Raw genomic sequence first — 19,518 nt, 5'->3', positions numbered from 1 at the left:
TTCGGCAATAGGAAATCAGACATTTTCCCAGGAGCCGTTCGCGATGCCGATGTTCAGCCGTACCCCGTTCCGCCCGAGCATGCTGGTTGCCGCCATGGCGCTGGCCAGCCTGCCGGCTTTGTGCCTGGCCCAGTCGGCTGACGCCGTGCGCAGCTATCGGGTGCCCGCCGCCCCGCTGGCCAACGCCTTGAACCAGATCGCCAGCCAGGCCGGTGTGGTGCTGAGCATCGACCCCGGCCTGACCGCCGGTAAACGCGCCCAACCCGTGCAGGGCGAATTCGACACCGTCGGTGCACTCCGCCAGGCGCTGGCCGGCAGTGGCCTGATGCTGGTGCCAGGCGCCGCGGGCACCTACAGTGTGCAGCCGGTGCCGGACAACGCCGCGCTGGCACTGCCGGAAACCACCGTCAGCGCCAGTAGCGCTGTAGAAAGCGCCTGGGGCCCGGCCACCGGCTACCTGGCAACACGCACCGCCGCCGGCAGCAAGACCGACACCTCGATTGCCGAGGCGCCGCGCTCGATCTCCGTGGCGACCCGCCAGCAGATGCAGGATCGCAAGGTGCAGAACCTCGATGATGCAGTGCGCTACATGCCCGGGGTGATTGCCAGCAGCTACGGCAGCGACAGCCGCGCCGAATGGATGAAGATTCGTGGCTTCGAGCCCATCCAGATGCTCGACGGCCTGCCGCTGCCCAAGGGCACCTACGTGATGCCCAAGCTGGAAACCTGGAACCTGGAGCGCGTCGCCCTGCTGCGCGGGCCGGCCTCATCGGTCTATGGGCAGACCCCGCCAGGTGGCCTGCTGGATATGGTCAGCCGGCGCCCGGAAGCACTCGACAGCCACCAGGTTCAATTGCAGATCGGCACCTTCCAGCACAAGCAGATCAGTTTCGACAGCACCGGCCGCGTCGATGAAGACGGCCGTTTCCTGTACCGCGTCGGCGGCGTACTGCGCGACAGCGGTACGGCGATCGAACACATCGACGATCAGCGCTTCAACATCGCCCCGAGCCTGACCTGGAACATTGCCGACGACACCCGGCTGACCTTGCTCAGCCAGTTCAACCGCGACGATACCGGCACCACCAGCCAGTTCCTGCCGCTGCAAGGCACCAAGCTGGCCACCCCGGCAGGCAAGGTGGATTACCACAAGAACCTCGGCGATCCGGACTGGGAGTTCTACGACAAGACGTATTACGCCCTGGGCTATGCCTTCGAGCACCGCATCGACGACGTCTGGCAGTTCCGCCAAAACCTGCGCTACACCAAGAGCGACCTGGAATTCCAGAGCATTACGGCGGGGGGGATGTATTGGCCAAACGGTCCGGACGAAGCGGTGGCAGCGGATGGAACGGTCCGTCGCGGGGCCAACGTAGTCAACGAAGACGTCAGCCAGTTCGCGCTGGATAACAACTTGCAGGCCGACTTCGACACCGGCGTGCTCAAGCACACGTTGCTGTTGGGCCTGGACTACCAACGCGTCAACACCAACTACCAGTGGCTGTTCGGCGAAGCGCCAACCAGCAACATCATCACGCCGATCTATGGCCAGGATTTCAGCGGCGTTGCCTACAGCGCCTTCCAGGACTACAACCAGAAACGGCGCAGTACCGGGCTGTATATTCAGGATCAGCTGGCACTGGACAACTGGCGCCTCGCTCTCGGCGGACGTTGGGACAAAGTAAGAACCAACTCCCGGTTCTATAACTGGAACGCCAGCGATAACCGTCGCGATAGCGCCTTCAGTGGCAACGCCGCATTGAGCTACGTATTTGATGCAGGCTTCACACCTTATATTTCCTATGCCGAATCCTTCCAATCGGAAGCAGGTGGAACCTTCTTGACAGGTAAGACCTATCGTCCAAGTACCGGCAAGCAGTATGAGCTGGGCATCAAGTACCAGCCACCCGGCAGCGACATGCTGTTTACCGCAGCGGCCTACGACCTGACCCGTCAGGACATCATCTCGACCAGTACTGCGGGCATTACCGCCCCAGTGGGTGAAGTGCGAGTACGTGGGTTCGAACTGGAAGCGGTCGGCAACATCAGTGACAACCTGAAACTTACCGCGGCCTACACCTACGCCAACAGCAAGATGACCAAAGTTGGCGATCCGCTGGACAAGAATCGTCCATTGCCGCTGACCCCAGAAAACCAGGCATCGATCTGGGCAGACTACACCTGGAACGACGGAGCCTTGATGGGTGCGGGCATTGGCTTTGGCGCACGCTATATCGGTGAAACAAACAACATCGCAGTCGGCAGCGTCACATCTGCGGGTGACAAGTCATACGGCCATACCCGCTCCTACACCGTCTACGACGCCGCAGTACGCTACGACCTCGGCAAATTCAGCAACGCGCTGCAAGGCGCCAGCGTGGCCCTCAATGCCAAGAACCTGTTCGACAAGGAATACCTGGCCACCTGCGACGGTTTCTACTGCTATTACGGCGACCCGCGTAGCGTGATTGCCAGCCTCGACTACCAGTGGTGATCCGCTAGCCCTGCAACCACAAGGCCGCCCGATGGGCGGCCTTGTGGTTTGCATCATCTCGATAACGCGCCGCTAGAGGCGTGCCGATAGCTAGTCCTCCATACGCAGCTTGAGCTCGACCATCAGGTCGTCAGCCAGGCCTTCCAGTGAGGTCTGCAGGGTACTCAGCGGCAGACCTTCCGGCACCGCCAGGGTGGCCTGGGCGTGGAACAGCGGCTCGCCGCTCATGGGCGCGGCGGTCACCTCGGTGACCAGGTTTTCCAGGTTGACGCCATTGGCCGCCAGCAACCGGGTGATATCGCGCACGATACCGGCGCGGTCGTTGCCCAGCAGGTCGAGGTGGATCGACTTCCAGGTGCAGTCCGGCTCGGCGCCGGCCGAGGCGAGCTGCACCCGAATGCCCTGGGCGCCGAGTTCGTTCAGGGCTTCCATCAGCGCACCATGGGAGGCCGCCGGCACGTCCACCCGCAGGATGCCGGCGAACTGGCCGGCCATCCGCGACATACGGCTCTCCAGCCAGTTGCCGCCGTGCCTGGCCACGCACTGGGCGACGCGCTCGACCAGGCCCGGCTGGTCCTGGGCGATAACGGTCAGTATCAGATGATCCATGCTCATGTCCTCGTCGTTGGCGCTCAACTCAGGTCGAGCCGGTAGGTCAGGTAGATCGCATCGCGCACGTAGCCCAGGCGCTCGTAGAGCGACTGCGCGGCCTGGTTGGTTCGCGCGGTTTCCAGCTGCAGCCCGCAGGCGCCAACGCGCAGCCCGTGCTGGCGGGCTGCTTCCAGCAACTGCTCACCGACGCCCTGGCGACGCGCCTGCTCGGCCACGTACAGGTCACTGAGCAGCAAACAGGGGCGCAGCGCCAGCGAGTCATACAGGGGATAGAGTTGCACGAAGCCCTGGGCGTTCGCCCCATCGTCCCGGGCGATCAGCAGAGTCGAATCGTCGCGCTCCAGGCGCTCGGCCAGAAATGCACGGACCTGGCGCTCGGGTTTGCCGACGCCGTAGAAGTCCAGGTAAGCGGCGAACAGCGGTACCAGGTCATCCAGATCCGCGGCGGTGGCGATGCGTGTGGGCATGGTGGTGATCCTTATAGGTGCCCTGAAGTATAGGCAGCTCTCCAGGGCAAGTGGCGGCGCAGAATACGACCAAGGTCGCGTCGATCATTTCTGGACTGTTTTTCCCGATTTGTTCATGTAGTATCTGGCGAAAACCACTACATGAACCCAAACCCAGTCCTGCTGGTTGTGGAAAACCCCGCTCACGAAGCACCTCCAGACACACCGCAGCAACGCGGGCAGCCGTTGACCACGGCCCCGAGGCGGTCTGCCTGCGCAGCATCGAGGGTTCCCGCCGTTACACAGGCTAAGCGAAGCAGAGAGGCGAGAGATGACTGAGCGTGTTCGAGTCGGTGGCCTGCAGGTCGCCAAGGTGTTGTTCGATTTCATCAACAACCAAGCCATTCCCGGCAGCGGCGTGACAGCCGATGCCTTCTGGGCCGGCGCTGACGCCGTGTTCCGCGATCTGGCGCCAGAGAACCGTGCCCTGCTCGACAAGCGCGACCAACTGCAGGCGCAGATCGACGGCTGGCACCGCGAGCGCGCCGGCAAGCCCCACGATGCTGCGGCCTACAAGGCCTTCCTGGAGCAGATCGGCTATCTGCAGCCGCAGCCTGAGCAGGTACAAGCCAGCACCGAAAACGTCGATGACGAGATCGCCCGCATGGCCGGCCCGCAGTTGGTGGTGCCGGTGATGAACGCCCGCTTCGCCCTCAATGCCAGCAACGCCCGCTGGGGCTCGCTGTACGACGCGCTGTACGGCACCGACGCGATCAGCGAGAGAGGCGGCGCCGAAAAGGGCCAGGGTTACAACCGGGTACGCGGCGACAAGGTGATCGCCGCCGCGCGCGCCTTTCTCGATGAAAGCGCGCCGCTGGCCACCGGCTCCCACGCCGAGGTCAGCGGCTACCGCATCGAGGGCGACAAGCTGCTGGTCACCCTGGCCAATGGCGATATCAGCGGGTTGCGCGATGCCGACCAGCTGGTCGGCTTCCAGGGCGAAGCCGGGGCGCCGATCGCCATCCTGCTCAAGCACCACGGCCTGCATTTCGAGATCCAGATCGACGCCGCCAGCCCGATCGGCAGCACCGATGCCGCTGGGGTGAAGGACGTGCTGATGGAGTCGGCGCTGACCACCATCATGGACTGCGAAGACTCGGTGGCCGCGGTGGATGCCGACGACAAGACCCTGGTCTACCGCAACTGGCTGGGCTTGATGAAGGGCGACCTCAGCGAAACGGTCAGCAAGGGCGGCAGTACCTTCACCCGCACCATGAACCCGGATCGCGTCTACACCCGCCCGAACGGCGGCGAGCTGACCTTGCACGGGCGCAGCCTGCTGTTCGTGCGCAATGTCGGCCACCTGATGACCAACCCGGCGGTGCTCGACGCCAACGGCAACGAATTGCCCGAAGGCATTCTCGATGCGCTGTGCACCAGTCTCGCCGCGCTGCACAACCTCAACGGCAACAGCAGCCGCGCCAACAGCCGCACCGGCTCGGTGTACATCGTCAAACCGAAGATGCACGGCCCTGAGGAAGTGGCCTTCACCAGCGAGCTATTCGGCCGTGTCGAGCAGGTGCTGGGCCTGGCGCGCAATACCCTGAAGGTCGGCATCATGGACGAGGAGCGGCGCACCACCGTCAACCTCAAGGCCTGCATCGCCGCCGCCAGCGAGCGCGTGGTGTTCATCAACACCGGGTTTCTCGACCGCACCGGCGACGAGATCCACACCTCCATGGAAGCCGGCGCCATGGTGCGCAAGGCCGCCATGAAGAGCGAGAAATGGATCAGCGCCTACGAGAACAACAACGTCGACGTCGGCCTGGCCAGCGGCCTGCAGGGTCGCGCGCAGATCGGCAAGGGCATGTGGGCGATGCCCGACCTGATGGCCGCCATGCTCGAACAGAAGATCGGCCACCCGCTGGCCGGCGCCAACACCGCCTGGGTGCCCTCGCCGACCGCCGCCACCCTGCATGCGCTGCATTACCACAAGGTCGACGTGTTCGCCCGCCAGGCCGAACTGGCCAAGCGCACGCCGGCCTCGCTGGATGAAATCCTTGCCATCCCGCTGGCGCCGAGTACCGACTGGAGTGCCGAGGAAATCCGCAACGAGCTGGACAACAATGCCCAGGGCATCCTCGGCTATGTGGTGCGCTGGATCGACCAGGGCGTTGGCTGCTCCAAGGTGCCGGACATCAACGACATCGGCCTGATGGAAGACCGTGCCACCCTGCGCATCTCCAGCCAGCTGCTGGCCAACTGGCTGCGCCACGGCGTGGTCAGCGAGGCGCAGGTGCTGGAAAGCCTCAAGCGCATGGCCCCGGTGGTGGATCGGCAGAATGCCGGTGACCCGCTGTATCGCCCGATGGCGCCGGCATTCGACGGCAACATCGCCTTCCAGGCAGCCGTGGAACTGGTGCTCGAAGGCGCCAGGCAGCCCAACGGCTACACCGAGCCGGTGCTGCACCGCCGTCGTCGGGAGCTGAAGGCCAGCCTGGCGCGCTAAGCGGTCAAGCAAAAGAAAACCGCCGAGAGGCGGTTTTTCTTTTATGGCCAGCAGAGCCGGCGCCATCCCGGGCGTCGCGTCGCTCGACGCCGGGCTACGGAATCGCTCCGTAGCCTGTGGTCGAGCGCAGCGACACCCAGGTTCTTATCTTGCCGGCTGTGGCACCACGCGACGTTGCTGCCAGCGATAAACCGAAAAGCGTTTGGGCATTTCGTACAGCCAGTTGATGCCCAGCGCCTCGAGGATCTTCGCGGCGATGATCGGCAGCAGCACACCGGCCAGGCAGCCCAGGACGATGTGCAGGATGTCGTCGTTGATGCCCAGGAACTTGCTGAGAATCACCCGCGCGCCACTGCCGGCCAGGATGTGCATCAGGAAGATCGGCATCGACAGCGCGCCCAGGGTCAGCACCCAGCCCATTGGCCGGCGCGCCAGCACCATGCACAGGCTGACGGTGAACAGGATGCCGATAAAGGCCACCACCAGCGACGCCGCGCCGCGATCCGCGTAGGTCAGGCCCAGCGGGCCGTGGAACAGGTACTGCGCCACCACGAAGGCCAGGCCGCTGCCGAGCGCCACGGCCGATGCACGGGGCTCGATGCTGCCGCGGATCTGGTTGAACCAGATGCCCAGGGCGAAGAACACGAAGTTCTGCGCCAGGAACACCAGCGCGGCGACACGGGGCGTCCACTGCTGGAGCAGGTAGAACAGTGCACTGAGTACCAGCAACGGCAGGAAGGCCCGCGTCGAGAAACTGCGGTACAGCAGGATCGCCAGGCAGAACGCGGCGAACAGCGCATACAGGAACCAGAATTGCGCCCGTGGCGACCACAGCAGCGCCAGCACCTCGCCCATGCCGACGCCGCCGTTGGTATAGCGCGCCAGCACCACTTCGATGCTGCCCTGCAGCAGCGACCAGAGCACGAAAGGGTAGAAAATGGTGTCTATCTTGTTGCAGAACAGCCCGGCACCGCCGCGGTTGTTCAGCGAATGCCAGAAGAACAGCCCGGACAGAAAGAAGAACAGCGGCATGTGGAAGCTGTAGATGATGCTGTCCACCAGCCAGTGAAAGTCTACGTTCTCGGTGATGATGCCGCCGTTGAGCAAGCCGCGCACCACATGGCCATAGACCACCAGGAGGATGCCGATGGCCTTGGCGTAATCCACCCATAGATTGCGGTTTGTCATGCGTGCGTCCTTAATCAGGTCCGGCGTGGGAGGCGATGGCGGCGACTGGAGCGTCGCCACGCTGATCAGAGCATCAACCCGTGCATCAGGTTCCCGGCCCGATGCTGGTGCAGTTGCCGCCCCCCAGGTACTTCTGCAGCACCGCCCATTGCGGGCGATCCACACCCTTGACCGGCTCGATGGACAGCTTGTGCTTGCCCCACGACGGCCCAGCGGCCCAGTAGGTGAACGGAATGCAATGTTTCTGCAGGTAGGCGAGCGTCTGGTCCAGGGCCACCAGGCCGCTCTCGTCGTCGGCCGGCACGCCGAACTCGCCGATATGGCCCTTCTTGTTGTGCTCGATCAACCAGTTGACGAAGGGCTCCAGGCGCTTGATGCCGATCTGCGGATCCAGGTTGGGCGCCAGGGCGGTCTTGTAACTGCCGCTGGCATCCGGGTCGATGTACATGTGCGCCGAGTAGATCAGCTTGTCGGCCGGGTCCTTCAGGTCGAGCAGGTTGTCGTTGAGCTTGGGCCAGCGCAGTGCCGAGGAATACTCGGCGCCTTCGACATAGATCTCGTTCTGCGAATCATGTTTGCGCACGCCGTCGATACCGGCCTGGGCCAGTTGCGGCCAGAACGTGTTGGCCGCGCCGTAGGGCTCGTTCATCAGGTCGTAGGCATACACGGCCGGGTGGTTGCCCCAGCGCTTGGCGATGCGCTCCATCAGGTTCCGGTAGGCAGAAATCGGCACGTCGTCGGTGCCGATCACCTTGCCGTAGTAACGGCCATAGTTGTGCACGTCGAGCATCAGCTCGATGCCGGCCTGCTGCGCTTCATCGAGGGTCTTGTCGATCAGCTTGGCGTAGGTCTCGTCGAACTCGCCATTGGCCTGCGGTTGCAGGCGCTCCCAAATGAAGGAGAAGCGCACCCAGCTGATGCCCTTCTGCTGCCACTTCTCGTAGTAACCCTTGGGCGGGAAGAAGAAGTTGGTGCCGTGCTTGCCGGGCAGCACCGAGCTGGCGAATCCCGCGCCCGCGACGTTGATGCCGATCAGTTCGACGGGCTTCTGTTGTGCGCTGGCGACGCCGCAACTCAACAGGATGCAGGTGCCGAGCGCCACGGCGTGACGCAGGATGCTGCCACTCATAGGGGATGTCTCCTCTGTGCCTGGAAGGGATGACTATCTGAAAAACGCGTCTCAGACACATCAGGACGCCAATAGACCTGAGAGGTTCACCGCCGGCCGGCATATTCACCCGTCAAACCCTTGGCCTAGACTTACGTCCTATGTCGATTCACGGCACGGCTCGCCACCATGCCGCTACAAGAACAAAAGGAACGCGCGCGATGAAAGCAGCCGACGATTTCGTCCAGGCCGGCAAGACAGCGGTACGCCAGAACGTCCATGGCACCATGGAGTTTCTGCAGAAATTCCCGCCGTTCAACCAGATGGACAGCGCGCACCTCGCCTACCTGGTCGAGCACTGCCAACTGCGTTTCTACGCTGAAGACGAGGTGATCATCCACCCGGACGACGGCCCGGTGGAGCACCTGTACATCGTCAAGCAGGGCCGCGTGCATGGGCAGCGCCCGCATTCGGCGCGGCGCGGCACGGAAACCACTTTCGAGATCACCAGGGGCGAATGCTTTCCCATGGCCGCGCTGATCGGCGAGCGCGCCACCCGCACCGCCCACCTGGCCGCCGAAGACACCTTCTGCCTGCTGCTCGACAAGGCCGCCTTTACCCGCCTGTTCGCCCAGTCCGCGCCCCTGCGTGACTTCGCCCTGCGCGGCGTCAGCAGCCTGCTCGACCAGGTCAACCAGCAGGTGCAGATGCGCGCCGTGGAAACCCTTGGCTCGCAGTATTCGCTCGATACCCGCCTGGGCGAGCTGGCCATGCGCCAACCGATTGCCTGCGCGCCGCAAATGCCGCTGCGCGACGCGGTGCGGCTGATGCACGAGCAGCAGGTCGGCAGCATCGTGATCGTCGACCCGGGCCTGCGTCCCCAGGGCATCTTCACCCTGCGCGACCTGCGCCGGGCGGTGGCCGACGGCAGCGCCCTCGACCAGCCGATCTGCAGCCTGATGACCCAGCCGCCTTTCCACCTGCCGCCGAGCGCCAGCGCCTTCGACGCCGCCATCGCCATGACCGAGCGGCATATCGCCCATGTCTGCCTGGTGGAACAGGGCAAGCTGTGCGGCGTGGTGTCCGAGCGCGACCTGTTCTCCCTGCAGCGCGTCGACCTGGTACACCTGGCCCGCACCATTCGCCATGCCGGCCGGGTGGAAACCCTCGCCGCGCTGCGCGAAGACATCCGCCAGCTGGTCGACCGCATGCTTGCCCACGGCGCCAGCGCCAGCCAGATCACCCATATCGTCACCCTGCTCAACGACCACACCGTGTGCCGGGTGATCGAGCTGACCATCGAAGACCTGGGCGACCCCGGCGTGCCGTTCACCTGGCTATGCTTCGGCAGCGAAGGCCGGCGCGAGCAGACCCTGCACACCGACCAGGACAATGGCATCCTCTTCGAGGCCGAGAGCAACGTGCAGGCCGCCGAGATCCGCGGGCGCCTGCTGCCGCTGGCCATGGAGATCAATGGGCACCTGGCACGCTGCGGCTTCACCCTGTGCAAGGGCGACATCATGGCCGGCAACCCGCAGCTGTGCCTGTCGCGCCAGGAGTGGTCACGGCGCTTCGCCGGCTTCGTGCGCGAGGCCTCGCCGGAAAACCTGCTGGCCTCGACCATCTACTTCGACCTGCGCACCGTGTGGGGCGATGCCAGCGGCTGCGAAACCCTGCGTGACGAACTGCTCGGGCAGATCGCCGACAACCGCCTGTTCCAGCGCATGATGGCCGAGAACGCCTTGCGCCAGCGTCCGCCGGTAGGCCGCTTCCGGGATTTCGTGGTGGCCCGGCGTGGTACCGACAAGGACACCCTGGACCTCAAGTCCCAGGGCCTCACGCCCTTCGTCGACGGCGCACGGCTGCTGGCCCTGGCCAACGGCATCAAGGCCTGCAACACCCAGCAGCGCCTGCGCGAGCTGAGCGAGCGCGGGGTGATCGACAAGCTGGACGGCGCCGCCTACGAGGAGGCCTACCACTTCATCCAGCAGACGCGCCTGCAGCAGCATCAGTTGCAGGCACGCCAGGGCCAGCCGTACTCCAACCGCCTCGACCCCGACAGCCTCAATCATCTGGATCGGCGCATCCTGCGTGAATCCTTTCGTCAGGCCCAGCGTCTGCAAACCAGCCTGGGGCTACGCTACCAACTATGAACGCACTCGCCTGGCTGACCCGCCGCCGCAACACCTTGCCCGCCGACCAGCAGCAACGCCGTGACGCCCTGCCGGCACCGCGACCGGCGGACGACACGCCCCTGGCCCAGCAACGCCTGGTGGTGCTGGACCTGGAAACCAGCGGCCTGGACATGAGGCGCGACGAGGTGCTGTCGATTGGCGCGGTGGTCATCGACGGCGGTGCCATCCAGCTCGGTGAACAGTTCGACTGCACCCTGCACCGCGACGGCCACACCGTCAGTGCCAGCGTGCTGATCCACGGCCTGGCGCCCAGCGACATCGCCGCCGGCATCGAGCCGGCCGAAGCACTGCTGGCATTCATGGAGTTTCTCGGCGACAGTCCGCTGCTGGCCTTTCACGCAGGCTTCGACCAGCGCATGCTGGCCCGCGCCCTCAAGGACACCCTCAACCTGCGCCTGCGCCACCCCTTCTACGACGTTGCCGAACTGGCGCCCATGCTCTGCCCCCATGCGCAGATCCGCAACGGCGGCCTGGATGACTGGACCGGGCATTTCGGCCTGCAGGTCGGCCAGCGCCACCACGCCAGCGCCGACGCCCTGGTGACCGCCGAGCTGGCGCTGATCCTGTTCAGCCGCGCACGCAAGCAGCAGGCCGACAGCCTGCGGGCGCTGGAGCAGCGGCTGAAAAGCTGGCGGCAGCGGTTGCAGGGGCCTTCGCTCTAGGCGCATAACGTCCCCGGTTACGCCTGCGGCTAACCCAGGCAACGAATCTAAGGACAACGCAAAACCGTGGCCTGGGTTGAGCGAAGCGATATCCGGGAACTCAAAGATCGCGCATCAGCAGCGCAAAACGCAGATCCACCTCGGGCGGCACTGGCAGGTAGACCACATGGCCATCGCCGGGCGCCACGCCCATCGGCTCGCCGGCGCGGTTTTCCAGGTGCTCCAGGGTAAAGCGCAGATTGCCCTTCGGCGTCATCAGCTCCATGCCGTCGCCGACGGCAAAGCGATTCTTCACGCGCACCTCGGCCAACCCTCCATGGCGCTCGCCGCTCAGTTCGCCGACGAACTGCTGGCGATCGGACAGCGAGCTGCCGTGCCCATAATTCTGGTACTCGTCATGCACATGGCGGCGCAGGAAGCCCTCGGTGTAGCCGCGATGGGCGAGCGATTCCAGGCTGTCCATCAGGCCGCGATCGAAGGGCCGGCCCGCCACGGCATCGTCGATGGCCTGGCGATACACCTGAGCAGTGCGCGCGCAGTAGTAATGGGATTTGGTGCGCCCTTCGATCTTCAGCGAATGCACGCCCATCTTCACCAGCCGCTCGACGTGCTGCACGGCGCGCAAATCCCGGGAATTCATGATGTAGGTGCCGTGCTCGTCCTCGAATACCGGCATCTGCCGCTCGCCATCCTCGAGCACGAACACCTGCTCGCTCGGCGCACCGATGCCTAGCGTCGGGGCCTGGTGGACGATCTCACCCAGCTCGTTCTCGTCAGCCGCCTTGACGTCGTATTGCCAGCGACAGGCATTGGTGCAGGCGCCCTGGTTGGGGTCGCGACGGTTGAGGTAGCCGGACAGCAGGCAGCGCCCCGAATAGGCCATGCACAGCGCGCCATGGACGAACACTTCCAGTTCCATATCCGGCACCTGGGTGCGGATTTCCTCGATTTCGCCGAGGGACAGTTCCCGCGACAGGATCACCCGCTCCAGGCCCTGCCCCTGCCAGAATGCCACGCTGGCCCAGTTCACCGCGTTGGCCTGCACCGAAAGGTGAATGGGCATCTGTGGATAACGGCCGCGCACCAGCATGATCAGCCCGGGGTCGGACATGATCAGCGCGTCCGGCGCCATGTCGATCACCGGCTGCAGGTCATCGAGAAAGGTCTTCAGTTTGGCGTTGTGCGGGGCGATGTTGACCACCACGTAGAAACGCTTGCCCAGCACCCGGGCCTCGCGAATGCCCTGGGCCAGGTTGGCGTGGTCGAACTCGTTGTTGCGCACCCGCAGGCTGTAGCGCGGCTGCCCGGCGTACACCGCATCGGCGCCATAGGCGAAGGCGTAGCGCATGTTCTTCAGGCTGCCGGCGGGTGACAGCAGTTCGGGGCGAAACGGTGGGTTGGACATGGTGAAACGGGCTCGCGGAAAAACAGAGCCGGCGATTCTAGAGAGGCCAGGCCGCCTAACCATTGATCCAGGTCTATGACGGCGTGTGCGAGACCTGCTCCGGCGACCGTCGGCCATCGCTGCCAAGTGGCGCCGGCGCGGGAAACAGCTCAGCGATAAAACGCGCCAGTTGCCGTCCGGCACGGCGCTCCTCGCGCAAGCCGAGCCGCCCGCTCATCGCCGGTACCACAGGCGAAAGAAACCCAGGGCGAACAGCAGGGCGATCTGCGCCACGGCCACGCACAGTTGCAGGAACGATTGCACCGAGCTGTTGGCCGCGGCATCGGTCACCCCGGTCAAGGTGTCCCAGAAAGGGTCGGGCAACAGTTGCAGCCCCAGCTGAGCGAATGGCCAGCCGCTGAGCATCATGAGTTCGATCCAGTCGAAGCGGCCGACGAACATCATGGCGATCAGCAGCACAGCGGCGATGCACAGGCCGAGAGAGAAACAGGCAGAGAATTGCAATAAGGCGCGCATGGCGATCTCCATGGGGCGTGCGCCTGGCACGCCCCGGCAAGGGTCAGGAAGCGATGGTTGCGCTGGTGGTCGGGCGGCCAACGCCGTACCAATCGAGCTTGCGGGTCAGCACCATCACGCAGCCCAGCACGCCGAATACCAGCAACGAGCCCATCAGCAGGGCGTAGTCCTCGGCACTGAGCAGGCCGTAGAGCAGCCCGTACAGGGCCGCCAGCAAGCCACCGAACGCGGCGCCGCGCAGCCAACTGCGCAGCACGCTGCTGACGTAGAAGCCGTTCAATGCCACGCAGCCCAGGGCCGACAGGCCGTAGGCCACGGCAAAGCCCAGGTGCTCGGAGAGCGACAGCAACAGCAGGTAGAACAGCGCCATGGACAGGCCCACCAGGGCGTACTGCACCGGGTGCACGGCCATGCGCTTGAGCACTTCGAAGAGAAAGAACACGGCGAAGGTCAAGGTGATGAACAGCAGCGCATACTTGATCGCCCGATCGGCCTTGAGGTACTGGTCCACCGGATCGATGAAGCTGACCCCGAGCGCACGGCTCTGCATGGCGGCGCAGGAGCCGCTGACGCAGCTGCTCAGGGCGTCCTGCATGTCGGTGGCGAAGAAGCTGATCTGCCATTTGGCGGTGAAGCCCTGCTCGGTCACCTCGCGCTGACTGGGCAGGAACTCACCGATGAAACTCGGGTGCGGCCAGTCCGAACGCAGGCTGACCTGGCTCTCGCGACCGACCGGGGTGATGCTCAACTGGTCGGTGCCCTGCAGCTTCAGGTCGAACGCAAAGCGGTAGGCCTGCTCAATGCGGCTGTCGCGCGCCGGCAGCGTCACATGTACGCCGCTGCCGAAATTGTCATCGCCGCTGCCCGGCTCGAAACTCAGGCTGGCGCCATTGAGCTGCAGCTTGAGGTGGTTGCCGATGCCGCGCACATCGCTGATGCCCACGGCGATGAAGGGCTCGCCGAACCAATAGGCCTCGACATCGCTGATGCCGTAGTTGGCCGGCACCTTGAACTCGCCACTGACCTGACTATCGCTGTGATACAGGCGCGCCTGGTAGATGCCGCGGTAACGCAGCTCAGTACGCACGTCGCCGTCAAGGCTGAAACGCTCGGGCAAAAAGTACAGGCGGCCCTGCTCGATCGACTCCTCCTGGTAACGCTCGTCGCTGTCCTTGCGGGTTTTCCAGGTCAGTACCTTCTTGCGATACGGCACCACCATGATCGGCCCGGTGATCTGCTGGGCATAGCTGGAGCTGCGGGCGATATCGCGCAGTACGTCATCGCGCGCAGCCTGGCGCTCGCCCACCAGGCCATCGATCAACAACAGGGGAATCATCAACAGCAGAATCAGCAGGGCAATGGTGCCCAGTTTGAACAGCAGGCTTCGGTTCATGGCACAGCGCTCCGTGCAGTTGGGATGCACGCAGTCTGGCCAGGCCCGGTGGAGGCAGCATGGAGCGCGGATGGAGTTTATGTGGGAATTATGAGGAGCCCGGCGGGCGTCACCCGCCGGGCTGGATGGCTGCGGGCGCTGTCGTCGCCTATTCGCCGCGGATGTACTGCTCCAGGTGCTGGATCAGGTTTTCCTGGTGGCTGATGATGTCCTTGACCAGGTCGCCGATGGACAGTAGGCCGACCAGCCGCCCCTCACTGACCACCGGCAGGTGGCGCAGACGACCATTGGTCATCAGTTCCATGCAATGCCGGGCATCTTCGCCCGGCGTCACGGTAATGACCTTGCCGGTCATGATGTCGCTGACTTTCAGATTGGCTGGCGAGCGTTCCTGCACCGCGACCTTGCGCACGTAGTCACGCTCGCTGACGATGCCGGCCAGTCGCTCGCCCTCGAGCACCACCAGGGCGCCAATGCCCTTCTCGGCCATCAGTTTCATCGCCGCGAACACACTGCTGTCGGGGGTGACGCTATACACGTTGGAAATCGGCTTGCTCTTCAGTACTTCGGCCACGGTCTTTTTCATGCGCGTTTTCTTCCTGTCCCGGTAGATTGGCGAAAGGCTTCAGAATAGCCAAAGTCCGGCCATCTGTACGCATCGCGTTTGCGACAGGTCGCCGCCAGCGAGATCGAGGTCGCAGCCACGGCGCTCAACGCGTGAAGCTCAAGCGCACTTCCACGCCGCCCTCGACGTTGGCGATGCTCAGAGTCGCGCCATGCAGGTTGGCCACTTCTTGCACGAAGTTGAGGCCCAGGCCGGTGCTCTTGCGCCCGGTGGCCGGGCGCGCCAGGGAATAGAAGCGCTCGGTGAGACGCGCCATGGCGTAGTCGGGAACCGCCGGCCCCTGATTGAACAGGCGCAGTTGCAGCGACTCGCCATCAGCCTCGCAGGCAAAGCGGATCAGCCCATCAGGCGGAGTGAAGTCCAGCGCGTTGTCGAGCAGGTTGCTCAGCGCCTGGCGCAGCAGGAAACGCTCGCCGAACAGCGTCTGCGCGGCATCCACCCGGTTATCCACCTGCACCTGACGTTGTTCGATGCGCGCCATCTGGGCCTGCACCAGCTCGTCGATCATGGCGTGCAGCGGCACGGCGACGCACTCCTCAAGGCCCTGGCGCTGCTCGACCTGCGCCAGGTGCAGCAGGCGCTCGACCAGGTTCTGCAGGCGCTCGCCCTCTTCGCCGATATTGGCCACGAAACGCTGGCGCTGGGCCTCGGGCATCTCGGCCTCCAGCAGCTCGGCGGCGCCACGAATCGCCGCCAGCGGGCTCTTCAGCTCATGGGTCAGGGTGTGCACGTAGCGCTCGACGTAGGCCTTGCCTTCCAGTTCGGTGCGCATGCGCTCCACCGCCTGGGCCAGTTGCCCGAGTTCGCCGCCACGTACCTGGGGCAGCTCGGCCCGCTGGCCTTCGCTGACCGCCTGTGCATAACGGGTCAGGCGGCGTAGCGAGCCGCTGAGCCACCAGCTGAGCAAGCCGCCAACCAGCAGGCCCAGGCCGATCAGCCCGGCACCCAACCAGCCGAGGCGCCGCTGCGAGCGCTCGATATATGGCTGCAGCGTACGATTGGGCTTGGCCACCGACACCACGCCGAGAATGCGCTCGCCGTCGATGATCGGCGCCGCCACATACATCACCGAGGAGTCCGGATCGTTCGGGTCCTCCCGGGTCGAGCGCACGCCGTAGCGGCCGCGCAGGGTCAGGTAGACATCGTTCCAGCGCGAGTAGTCCTGCCCTACCGCGAGGCCGCTGGAGTCGAGCAGCACGATGCCATTGGCGTCGGTGACGTAGATGCGGTGGTTGACCTGATTCTTCGCCACGCCCCAGATCTGCGCGCCGGGCTGGCGCTGGCCGTAGGCCTTGAGCAATTCGGGCAGTTGCCCCTGGGCGAGGCGGCCGTCGCGCACCTCCTCGCGCAGCAGCACGGCCAGCAGGTGCGCGGTATCGACCAGGGTTTCCTCGGTGGACTGGCGCACACCCGGGCGGATCTCGTCCATCACCGTGCTCAGCACGAACCAGCCGGACAGCCCGACGAACAGGAAGTAGGCCAGAAAGATACGGACTCCGAGCGGCATCAGCAGGTCTCCTGAAGGCTGGGCATGGCGCTATTCGAGGCGCAGGCTGTAACCCAGCCCGCGATGGGTCTGGATCGGCTCGGCCTGGGGCGCGACCTGGCGCAGCTTGGCGCGTAGACTCTTGATATGGCTGTCGATATTGCGCTCGTAGCCGGCATCGGCCGCCACGCCCAGGGCATCGAGCAACTGTTCGCGGCTGAACACCCGCTCGGGCTGGCCGAGCAGGCAGTGCAGCAACTGGAATTCGAGGCGGGTCAGGCTCAGGGGCTGGCCGTGGTAGTCGATGCGCACCCGCTCGCTGTCGAGGCGAAACGGGCCTTCGCTGGGCCTGGCGACAGGCTCGCGGGGCGCCACGCGCTTGAGAATGGCCTTGACCCGCGCCGCCACCTCACGGGGGCTGAAGGGCTTGACCACGTAATCATCGGCGCCGATCTCCAGCCCGACAACGCGATCGATCTCGTCGTTGCGGGCAGTCAGGAACATCACTGGCACTTCGGAAAAGCGCCGCAGCCGCTTGCAGGCCTCGAAACCGCTGATATCGGGCAAGCCGACGTCGAGAATCACCAGGTCGCAGGCCTCGCGCTCCAGCAGTGCCAGCGCCTCGCCGCCGAGCGTCGACCAGCGCGTGGTAAAGCCCTCTGCCTGCAGGGCGTAGACCAGGGTGTCGGCGATTGCGGCTTCATCTTCGACGATCAGGATGGTCGCCATGGTTGGCATCCTTGCAGCACACGTGGGTTGCGGAGCCTGCGCGAGGCCGTGGTCAGCGTCAATAGCGCACAAGCGCCCCCACTCATGCACAAAACAGGTGGATCGTTCTGTGGATAAGCTTGGAGTGAAGCGCTGTGCGCCCCTGAAAATGCGGCTTTCGGCAGGCCGATCATTATTTGAGCAGCCATTTATTCACAGATGAAATTCGCGACAAGTCACTGTCATCAAAAGAATTTGTCAAGACAGGCAAGTACGTCGAAGCGCTGGGGACAATGCACAACTTGCGTGGAACACTATGTGGATAAGCTTTGCATGGGAGGCTGTAGGCCACGACATCCGGGGCATCTGGCGTGCTGATCATTTACTGTTCAATGCTGGGCGGCTACAAAAACCCGGTTCCCCACGGTGAGGTGCGGACATCTCGGTAACTCGCTGCGCAAACCGCTGCGCTATACACAATAGTCGTGGAAGAATCTGTGGATAAGACTGGTATCGAACCATGAAAGCCACGCCGTCAGTGGTATTCCGGCATTTGATCAGTTATTGACCAGCCCAATCCACAAGCATTCAACCTGCTGTATTGCTTGACTTCACGGGCTGGAGCAGGGTGAAAGACGGCAGCGGAAGAGCAGGAGCATTCATGCACAATGCGCGTGCATGAGCCTGTGGACAACCTGAAGATCATCCCTTCCAGGCCACTGAAATCCAGGCCTGAAAGGGATCGTTCATTTATTGATCAGCCACCGTCCCCGCGCTTATTCCACCCGGAAACGGCCGGTGTTGCGCGATAGGGTTTCGCTGCCACGGCGCAGTTGTTCACAGGCATCGCTGACCATCCGTGCACCGCTAAGCAATTCACTGGCGGCCTGATCGACCTGCTGGATATTGCCGCTCACCTCGTCGGCGGTCGCCGCCTGCTGCTCGGCAGCGGTGGCGATCTGCGCCAGGCGATCGCTGACGCGCTGCACGGACTCGACGATACCGTCGAGGTCCGCACTCATCGCCAGCACGTTGCCCACATCGCCTTCGGCCTGGTGCATCGCCTGCTCCATCTCGGCGACGGATTGACCCACCACCTTGTGCAGGTCGCCGACGGTCTGGGCGATCTCGGCTGTGGAATTCTGGGTGCGCTGTGACAAGGAGCGCACTTCGTCGGCGACCACCGCGAAGCCGCGGCCCTGCTCGCCGGCTCGGGCCGCCTCGATGGCAGCGTTGAGCGCCAGCAGATTGGTCTGCTCGGCGATGCCCTTGATCACGTCGACCACCCGGGTGATCTGTTCGGTCTGCTGACGCAGCTTCTGCAGGGTCTGCGCGCTGCCCGCCAGGCGCTCGCTGAGCTCGCGCATGCTGGCACTGGTGCGGGCACTGCGCTGGTTGCTCTGGTTGGCAATCTCGCGGGTCTGCCCGGCTTCCTGGGCGGCCTGCTCGCAGCTCTGCGCCACGCTCTGGGCGGTGGCCGCCATCTGCGTGGCGGCCGTGGCGATCTGGCTCATCTGCGCCTGCTGTTGCTCGACCGCATTCAATGAGCCCGCGGCCTGGCTCCCCAGGTTACGCACGGTCTCGTCGAGGCTCTGCCCTTCCTGGCCGACGCCCTGCATGGAATCGCGCAACTGGGCGACGGCGGTATTCAGGGCCGTGGAGATCGCCGCCAGATCGTCGGCTCCATGCACCTGCATGCGCACCCGCAGGTCGCCGTCACGCAGGCCTTCGGCCGCCTGGATGATGCCGGCGGTGCTGCGGCGGATGGAGGCGTTGAGGCATAGCAGCAGGTACAGCGCCAGCAGGGTGAGCACGGCGAAAATCAGCGTGGTGTGCAGCATGTCCTGACGGGCGTCGTCCTGATAGTCGCCGATATTGGCATTGAACTGCCCGTACACCGCCTTACGCAGGACGCTCACCCGTTCCTGCAGCCCTTGCACCTGCTGCACGAACTGCGCCGGCTGCAGCACCATGGGGCTGGCTTCGAACATGTCGCGGTCGACCTCGGCGAGAAAGGCCTGCAACCCCTCCTCGACCTGGGCGTAGGGCTGCTGCAGGGTTTGCATGGCCCGCGGCGAAGCCTGCTGCAAAGCGGTGCGCGACTTGGCGATCTGTGCACCAGCTTGTTCCAGGGAGCGGCGCAGGTCACGCACCGCCACGCGGTTCTGCAG

General features: G+C 64.5%; 15 protein-coding genes. 4 read left to right on the top strand and 11 right to left on the bottom strand.

What is annotated here, in order from left to right; genetic code table 11:
* Positions 1-43 precede the first annotated feature (43 nt).
* The gene (locus SA190iCDA_RS05535; protein WP_070884521.1) at positions 44-2,494 is read left to right on the top strand and encodes a TonB-dependent siderophore receptor; all 2,451 of its coding nucleotides are present in this window, start codon (positions 44-46) and stop codon (positions 2,492-2,494) included.
* Positions 2,495-2,584: 90 nt separating this feature from the next.
* Here the strand turns inward: SA190iCDA_RS05535 and SA190iCDA_RS05530 are convergent, their stop codons facing one another.
* Both SA190iCDA_RS05530 and SA190iCDA_RS05525 read right to left on the bottom strand, forming a co-directional pair.
* Entirely contained in the window at positions 2,585-3,103 is a 519-nt protein-coding gene (locus SA190iCDA_RS05530; protein WP_070884682.1) for a glycine cleavage system protein R, read from the bottom strand.
* A 23-nt stretch (positions 3,104-3,126) separates the two neighbouring features.
* Complete coding sequence (locus SA190iCDA_RS05525; protein ID WP_070884522.1) at positions 3,127-3,573, bottom strand: GNAT family N-acetyltransferase; 447 nt, start codon at positions 3,571-3,573, stop codon at positions 3,127-3,129.
* 310 nt (positions 3,574-3,883) lie between these two features.
* Between SA190iCDA_RS05525 and SA190iCDA_RS05520 the strand changes: the two genes are divergently transcribed.
* The gene (locus SA190iCDA_RS05520) at positions 3,884-6,061 is read left to right on the top strand and encodes a malate synthase G (RefSeq protein ID WP_070884523.1); all 2,178 of its coding nucleotides are present in this window, start codon (positions 3,884-3,886) and stop codon (positions 6,059-6,061) included.
* Positions 6,062-6,205: 144 nt separating this feature from the next.
* Here SA190iCDA_RS05520 and SA190iCDA_RS05515 read toward each other — a convergent pair whose 3' ends face one another.
* Complete coding sequence (locus SA190iCDA_RS05515) at positions 6,206-7,249, bottom strand: acyltransferase family protein (protein WP_070884524.1); 1,044 nt, start codon at positions 7,247-7,249, stop codon at positions 6,206-6,208.
* A gap of 85 nt (positions 7,250-7,334) precedes the next feature.
* Positions 7,335-8,378, bottom strand: coding sequence for a glycoside hydrolase family 5 protein (locus tag SA190iCDA_RS05510; RefSeq protein ID WP_070884525.1), 1,044 nt, complete (start codon positions 8,376-8,378; stop codon positions 7,335-7,337).
* A gap of 200 nt (positions 8,379-8,578) precedes the next feature.
* Between SA190iCDA_RS05510 and SA190iCDA_RS05505 the strand changes: the two genes are divergently transcribed.
* Together SA190iCDA_RS05505 and SA190iCDA_RS05500 are read left to right on the top strand one after the other, a co-directional pair.
* A complete protein-coding gene (locus SA190iCDA_RS05505; RefSeq protein ID WP_070884526.1) occupies positions 8,579-10,510 on the top strand; it encodes a putative nucleotidyltransferase substrate binding domain-containing protein in 1,932 nt (643 codons plus the stop codon).
* Complete coding sequence (locus tag SA190iCDA_RS05500) at positions 10,507-11,214, top strand: PolC-type DNA polymerase III (RefSeq protein WP_070884527.1); 708 nt, start codon at positions 10,507-10,509, stop codon at positions 11,212-11,214. The genes SA190iCDA_RS05505 and SA190iCDA_RS05500 overlap by 4 nt, the downstream gene beginning before the upstream one ends.
* 100 nt (positions 11,215-11,314) lie before the next feature.
* Here SA190iCDA_RS05500 and yegQ read toward each other — a convergent pair whose 3' ends face one another.
* From yegQ to SA190iCDA_RS23335, 7 genes are all read right to left on the bottom strand, one after another.
* Entirely contained in the window at positions 11,315-12,619 is a 1,305-nt protein-coding gene (gene yegQ / locus SA190iCDA_RS05495) for a tRNA 5-hydroxyuridine modification protein YegQ (RefSeq protein WP_070884528.1), read from the bottom strand.
* 213 nt (positions 12,620-12,832) lie between these two features.
* Entirely contained in the window at positions 12,833-13,135 is a 303-nt protein-coding gene (locus SA190iCDA_RS05490) for a hypothetical protein (protein ID WP_070884683.1), read from the bottom strand.
* 43 nt (positions 13,136-13,178) lie between these two features.
* Positions 13,179-14,528: a cell envelope integrity protein CreD gene (gene creD / locus SA190iCDA_RS05485; RefSeq protein ID WP_070884529.1), complete on the bottom strand. Its 1,350-nt coding sequence runs from the start codon at positions 14,526-14,528 to the stop codon at positions 13,179-13,181.
* Between the two features lie 148 nt (positions 14,529-14,676).
* A complete protein-coding gene (locus SA190iCDA_RS05480) occupies positions 14,677-15,114 on the bottom strand; it encodes a CBS domain-containing protein (RefSeq protein ID WP_070884530.1) in 438 nt (145 codons plus the stop codon).
* 124 nt (positions 15,115-15,238) lie between these two features.
* Positions 15,239-16,660, bottom strand: coding sequence for a two-component system sensor histidine kinase CreC (gene creC / locus SA190iCDA_RS05475; protein ID WP_070884531.1), 1,422 nt, complete (start codon positions 16,658-16,660; stop codon positions 15,239-15,241).
* A gap of 30 nt (positions 16,661-16,690) precedes the next feature.
* The gene (gene creB, locus SA190iCDA_RS05470; protein WP_070884532.1) at positions 16,691-17,368 is read right to left on the bottom strand and encodes a two-component system response regulator CreB; all 678 of its coding nucleotides are present in this window, start codon (positions 17,366-17,368) and stop codon (positions 16,691-16,693) included.
* Positions 17,369-18,123: 755 nt separating this feature from the next.
* Positions 18,124-18,714, bottom strand: coding sequence for a methyl-accepting chemotaxis protein (locus SA190iCDA_RS23335; protein ID WP_419203894.1), 591 nt, complete (start codon positions 18,712-18,714; stop codon positions 18,124-18,126).
* Positions 18,715-19,518 lie beyond the last annotated feature (804 nt).

Source organism: Pseudomonas argentinensis (assembly GCF_001839655.2).
Lineage (GTDB): Bacteria > Pseudomonadota > Gammaproteobacteria > Pseudomonadales > Pseudomonadaceae > Aquipseudomonas > Aquipseudomonas argentinensis_B.
This window is presented reverse-complemented; position numbering and strand designations above follow the sequence as displayed.